At 48.7% G+C, this 6,623-nt stretch carries 4 protein-coding genes; 3 read left to right on the top strand and 1 reads right to left on the bottom strand.

What is annotated here, in order from left to right:
• A partial coding sequence (locus AC6R0L_RS14650; protein ID WP_500629585.1) for a GGDEF domain-containing protein occupies positions 1–1,793 on the top strand: 1,793 nt, incomplete at its 5' end.
• Positions 1,794–1,989: 196 nt separating this feature from the next.
• On the opposite strand, the gene pykF is transcribed toward AC6R0L_RS14650, so the two are convergent.
• Positions 1,990–3,402: a pyruvate kinase PykF gene (gene pykF / locus AC6R0L_RS14645; RefSeq protein ID WP_334553540.1), complete on the bottom strand. Its 1,413-nt coding sequence runs from the start codon at positions 3,400–3,402 to the stop codon at positions 1,990–1,992.
• Positions 3,403–3,833: 431 nt separating this feature from the next.
• Between pykF and AC6R0L_RS14640 the strand changes: the two genes are divergently transcribed.
• The gene (locus AC6R0L_RS14640) at positions 3,834–4,595 is read left to right on the top strand and encodes a DeoR/GlpR family DNA-binding transcription regulator (RefSeq protein ID WP_500629584.1); all 762 of its coding nucleotides are present in this window, start codon (positions 3,834–3,836) and stop codon (positions 4,593–4,595) included.
• Positions 4,596–4,751: 156 nt separating this feature from the next.
• Positions 4,752–6,584, top strand: a complete 1,833-nt coding sequence (gene glmS / locus AC6R0L_RS14635; RefSeq protein WP_334553543.1) for a glutamine--fructose-6-phosphate transaminase (isomerizing) — start codon at positions 4,752–4,754, stop codon at positions 6,582–6,584.
• Positions 6,585–6,623 lie beyond the last annotated feature (39 nt).

The following is a 6,623-nucleotide window of genomic DNA, read 5'->3' as shown; positions in this document are numbered from 1 at the left end:
AAGTAAAAACGGCGGCAATGAACACCATCGTCACTCAAGCTTCACATCAATTGACCTACAGCGAACGCGAGTATCTGAATGTTCGCAATCAGTTTGTTTCTGTCGTCAATTTGTTATCGCACAGTCGTAATCTTTATGACTATATTGCCGAGCCAACGGACGAGCATAAAACCATTGTCGAGCAGTCTTGGGTCTCGGTGACCGACAGCCAGTTGTGGTATACCCAAGTCCGCTATCTGGATCGTCAAGGCAAAGAGCAGATCCGCGTGAACTTCCTCGATGGCAAAAGTGTGGTCGTGAGTGAGGAGAACCTGCAAAATAAATCGCAGCGCGACTACTTTGATTACGCTCAAACTCTGGCAAAAAATGAGATAGGGACTTGGGGCGTCGATTTGGAAATCGAGCGTGGTGAGGTGGTGTATCCCTATCGTCCTAGCCTGCGTTTGTTGACACCGATATACATTGATGAAGTGAAGACGGGTTACCTTATTCTTAATGTCGATGTGGAAGCGTTGGCATCGAGACTCAACTATGCCCCCGATGGCCTACTGAGGCCAAAACTCGCTAATGACGGCGGTTATTTCTTAGTGAGCGACAATCAACAAGAGCGTTTTGGCCATGTGATTGAAGAGCGTAAGCACTTCAGTTTGCCTCAACTCTTTCCTCAAGCTTGGGCCAAGATGCAGGTCAAAGAGTCCGGCTCAGTGATGGAGAACGGCGAGCTACTCGTGTTTGAGAAGTTGTACCTTTCCCCGAGCCATGAGATGTACTTGGTGATCCATTTAAGCCAGCAGCAGCTCAATGATCTCACGGGTCGAGAGTTATTGGAGCTGTTTCAAGAGGCACTACTCGCGACGCTACTGGTGATCGCAGTGATCGTGCCTGGCAGCGTATTGATCTTCTATTATCGTAAACGCAGTATTGAGAGCCAACTGGCGAGAGCGGCGCTCAGTGGGATGTCGGCGGTGATCATCACCGACCGCTGGTATCGAGCAATTTTAGTCAATGATGAGTTCAATAAGCTTACGGGACTAAGCCAAAAAGAGGTGGTGAATCGGAATGTGTTCAAGATCTTGCTGGGGGAAAAGCAGATCGAAGCCTCAATGCACATTTTTGAACAACTGTCTAAGCATCAGTTTTGGGAAGGAGAGGTGAGACTCAACAGTTCGCCGCTCGATTATGACGTCACTGTGATTGCACGTGTTCAGAGCGTATTATCGAAAACAGGCAGCGTCAGTTATTACATCACCTCTCTCGTGGATATCTCCGATCGTGTTGCCCTTGAAGAGCGCCTCAGGGTGCTGAGCGAAATTGATGAGCTAACCCAGCTTTGGAATCGACGTAAGTTTGATGCAGAGCTAAGAAAGAGCGCCAAGCTAGTGGAGCGCTACGGAGAGAGTAACACCACCTGCCTTGCCTTGATCGATATTGATTACTTTAAGCGAATCAATGATGAGCAAGGGCACGACCAGGGGGATCGCGTGATTCAGCGAGTAGGAAATCTGATCAAAGAGCGCTTACGCGATACCGATTTTGTGGCGCGAATTGGCGGCGAGGAGTTTGCAGTGATCATGCCTCACACGCCGCTTGAAGAAGCAGAACGTGCGCTCGATAGGTTGCGGGTAGCAACGGCGAATCAGCTGGATATTCCGGTCACGATCAGTGTTGGCGTCACGGATATGACGAACGATTACACTCGCTGTTATAAATGCGCGGATATCGCGCTGTATGAATCAAAAACCTTAGGGCGCAACCGCGTCTCTACTTGTCGCAGTAGCGACGACATCGCATAACGAACTCTTTTGTCTTTAAGCATGCCTCGTCTTCAAGTACGTCTTGTCTTCATTGAGCACGTCAGTGCCTAAGTTAGTCCCCGCAATCTTCTTGCTAATCTCACTCTCTTTGTTAACTGCTCTATGCGTCTCCGTGATTGCAGGCAAAAGAAAAGGGAGCCGAAGCTCCCTTGATTCATGTTACTGAGTTCAACGATTATAGAACGTGAACTGACGCTGTGTTGGTTGTGCCAGAAGCAACAAGTGCACCTGATACCATTACAACGATGTCGCCTTTGTTACCAAGGCCAGACTCAAGTGCCAACTCTTTACCTTTGATGTAGAAAGAGTCAGTGCTGTCGATTGAGTCAACCAATACTGGGCGAACGCCTTTAGTCAGAACAAGTTGAGCAGCTGTCTTCTTGTTAGTCGTTAGCGCTAGGATGTTTGCTGTTGGGAAGTACTTACGTACTGAACGAGCAGACTTACCGCCTTCTGTTGCAACAACGATAAGAGGAGCCGCTAGCTTCTCAGCAGTGTCTACAGCGCCTTTACATACCGCTTCAGTGATGCGTAGACGTGGGCTGTCTAGACGTGAACCTAGTTCCGCTTTTAGTGCAGAATCCGTGCGGTTAGCGATTTGAGCCATGATAGTTACCGCTTCTACAGGGTACTTACCTTTCGCTGTTTCGCCAGAAAGCATCACTGCATCTGTACCGTCCATGATAGCGTTCGCTACGTCACCCGCTTCTGCGCGTGTTGGACGAGGGTTCTTGATCATAGAATCCAGCATTTGAGTCGCTGTGATAACCACTTTACGTGCACGGTTACATTTCTCGATCATCATCTTCTGAGCGAAGATCACTTCTTCTGCTGGGATTTCAACACCTAGGTCACCACGAGCAACCATGATACCGTCAGAAAGCTCTAGGATCTCGTCGAAGTTATCCACACCTTCTTGGTTTTCGATCTTAGAGATGATGTGGATGTTTTCGCCGCCGTTGGCGTCTAGAAGTTCACGGATTTCTTTCACGTCTGCTGCTTTACGAATGAAAGAAGCGGCAACGAAATCAACGCCTTGCTCACAACCAAATTTAAGGTCGTTTTTGTCTTTTTCAGATAGAGCTGGAAGTTGAACAGAAACACCAGGAAGGTTAACACCTTTGTTTTCACCCAGTGCGCCGTTGTTTAGAACTTTACACTTCACTTCAGTTTCTGTTGTTGCGATCACTTCCATCTCGATAAGACCATCATCGACTAGGATAGTGTTGCCAACGTTTAGGTCAGCAGCGAAACCTGCGTAAGTGACTGCAACGGTGTTTTTGTTACCAACAACAGAAGTGTCTGTTGTGAATGTGAATTCTTGACCCGCTTCTAGATCAACGTCATCGCCGTTTTCTAGTTTGATCGTACGGATTTCAGGACCTTTAGTATCCAGAAGAATCGCAAGCTGCTTACCAGTGTTTGCCATGACTTCACGGAAGTTCGTGATACGAGTGCCGTGTTCTGCGTAGTCACCGTGAGAGAAGTTAAGACGCATTACGTTCATGCCTGCGTTTACAAGCTCAGTCAGTTTCTCTACAGATTCAGTTTTAGGGCCAATCGTACATACGATTTTGGTCTTTTTCATGGAAGATACTCTCCGGTCAATAATAGTTACAATTTGAAAGTCATGGATCATGTCGAAGTCGAGCGTTTTCTCGGGCTAAATGAGACGTTGCTCATAGAGATAAACGTACTTTCAAGGTCAACTTCGCTACTGAAAGTCTTTCATCAAATTTAGTCATTTTATGACTAAATTGATGGGAAAATTCGCCGCAAATTTGTGACTAACCTAGGATATCAGCGGTTAGTTGCAAAAAAATAACAGTCAATTCTGTAATTTTTTTTCTTTTCGGTGGCGAATTCTACCACTGATTGACTCAAGGATCACTGTTTAAGAATTGTCTTAGGACAAGGTTTTGCCGCAATTTTTTTATTTTTTGGTTCAAAATAAATGGACGTAAATGTTTCGTTTTGATTATAATTTGTTTTGATTTGAAACTTTGATTTTTGGTAATCATGTCGAAACGAAATACCCAATTAAGAAGGCACTCTATTTCCCATCTCGTTAACGAGAAAGGAGAGGTCAGTGTTGAAGAGCTTTCTCAGCGCTTTGAGACCTCTGAGGTCACGATTAGAAAGGATCTGGCTTCTTTAGAGAAAAATGGTCAGTTGCTTCGCCGTTACGGTGGGGCGATCGCGCTACCGAAAGAAGTCGTCAGCGATGAATTGAGTGAAAATGTTTCGGTTCGCAAGAATGAGCTAGCGAAAGCTGCCGCCACCTTAATCCGTGAACACAACCGCATTGTCATCGACAGTGGTAGCACGACGGGCGCATTGATTCGTCAACTGGATGGCATGCGTGGTTTGGTGGTGATGACGAACTCGCTCAATGTCGCCAATGCGCTTAACGAATTAGAGAGTGAACCCACTTTACTAATGACGGGCGGCACTTGGGATGCTCATTCCGAGTCGTTTCAAGGACAGGTGGCGGAGTCGGTACTGCGTTCCTACGACTTTGACCAGCTTTTTATCGGTGCTGACGGCGTCGATTTGGCGCGTGGCACCACCACGTTCAATGAGCTTGTGGGTCTTAGCAAGGTGATGGCGGAAGTCTCACGCGAAGTGATTGTGATGGTCGAGTCCGAGAAAATTGGCCGTAAAATCCCAAACTTAGAGCTCGCCTGGGACAGTATTGACGTATTGATTACCAACAGCGATTTGCCGCCGGAGTACCAACAACAGATTGAGTCTCACGGCGTCACCGTAATTTGTGCCTAAACTTAAGTGTGAGTCTAGGCATCTCGTTTTAACCATATTATCGGCGCACGAACCGAATTGGCCACTTGGCGATAGACGCCAGTGTTTTTTGCTTGCTGCTTATTCGGCTGACGCCTAAATCAAACAACCCTAGCAAAAGGGAAGGGAGTAGAACCTATGTGTGGAATCGTTGGTGCAGTGGCACAGCGTGATGTGGCGGAAATTTTAGTAGAAGGTCTCCGTCGCCTTGAATACCGCGGCTATGACTCAGCCGGTGTGGCGGTGGTCGACAGTGACAATAACCTCACTCGCGTACGTCGTCTCGGTAAGGTGCAAGAGTTGGCCGACGCTGTCGAGCAAGCGAACGTGCTTGGTGGCACTGGCATCGCACACACACGCTGGGCAACGCACGGTGAGCCGTCAGAAGTGAACGCGCACCCACACATGTCTGGCGATATTGCCGTCGTCCACAACGGGATCATCGAAAACCACGAAGCGTTGCGCGAGCTGCTTCAATCTCGTGGTTACGTGTTTGAATCACAAACTGACACCGAAGTGATTGCACACTTGGTTGAGTGGGAACGTCGCACTTCAGACACATTACTTGAAGCGCTGCAAAAAACCGCCAAGCAACTGGAAGGCGCTTACGGCACGGTAGCCGTGGATCGCAAAGATCCCTCTCGCATTGTGGTTGCCCGTTCGGGTAGCCCAATTGTGATTGGTTTTGGCGTCGGTGAAAACTTCCTTGCGTCTGACCAACTTGCGCTGCTGAGCGTGACGCGCCGCTTTATGTACCTAGAAGAGGGCGATGTTGCTGAGGTGACTCGTCGCTCAGTAACTGTCTTTGATGCCAACGGCGAAGCGGTTGAGCGTGAAGTGATTGAGTCCAACGCTGAGCACGATGCCGGCGATAAAGGCAAGTACCGTCACTTTATGCAAAAAGAGATTTTTGAGCAGCCGACGGCGCTGATCAACACAATGGAAGGTCGTATTTCCGACAAGGCTGTCATCACCAATGCGATTGGCGTGAATGCCGAAGAGATCCTGAGCAAAGTCGAGCACGTGCAGATTATCGCGTGTGGTACCTCTTACAACTCAGGCATGGCGGCACGTTATTGGTTTGAATCCATTGCTGGCGTTAGCTGTGATGTGGAAATCGCGTCTGAGTTCCGTTACCGCGATTTCGTGGTTCGTCCAAACAGTTTGTTGGTGACGTTATCTCAATCTGGTGAAACGGCGGATACCTTAGCCGCGCTGCGTTTGGCTAAAGAGAAAGGCTACATGGCGGCGATGACCATCTGTAACGTCGCGGGCTCCTCACTGGTGCGTGAGTCTGACTTTGCCTTTATGACGCGCGCAGGCACAGAGATCGGTGTGGCCTCGACTAAAGCGTTTACGACTCAGCTTGCTGCGATGCTGATGATGGTGGTGTCTATTGGTCGCTTGCAAGGCCGCGTTAATGAAACGCGCGAAGCGGAGATTGTAAAAGCGCTCCATGAGCTACCAAGTGCGATTGAAAAAGCGCTCGCCTTTGACAAAGAGATCGAAGCGCTGGCTCCAGATTTTGCCGATAAGCACCACACCTTGTTCCTTGGCCGCGGCGAGTACTACCCAATCGCGATGGAAGCGTCGCTCAAGCTCAAAGAGATCTCTTACATTCACGCAGAGGCCTACGCCGCGGGTGAACTGAAACATGGCCCTCTAGCATTGATTGATGCGGACATGCCTGTTGTCGTGATCGCGCCGAGCAACGATCTGCTTGAGAAATTGAAATCTAACGTTGAAGAAGTGCGCGCTCGTGGTGGCCTTCTGTATGTCTTCGCCGATGCTGACGCTGGGTTTGAAGGCGATGAGAATATGAAGATCATTAAGATGCCGCACGTTAACGAAGTGACCGCACCTATCTTCTACACCGTTCCAATGCAGCTGCTGTCTTACCACGTTGCCCTGATCAAAGGCACCGACGTCGACCAACCTCGCAATCTAGCGAAAGCGGTAACGGTGGAATAACAGCCAAAAAAAGGCCTAGCATCTCGCTAGGCCTTTTAG

The sequence above is a fragment of the Vibrio sp. R15-SG3-ISO1A genome (assembly GCF_059833955.1).
Note: the sequence above shows the minus strand (reverse complement) of the source record. Positions and strands in the feature narration are given on the sequence as shown.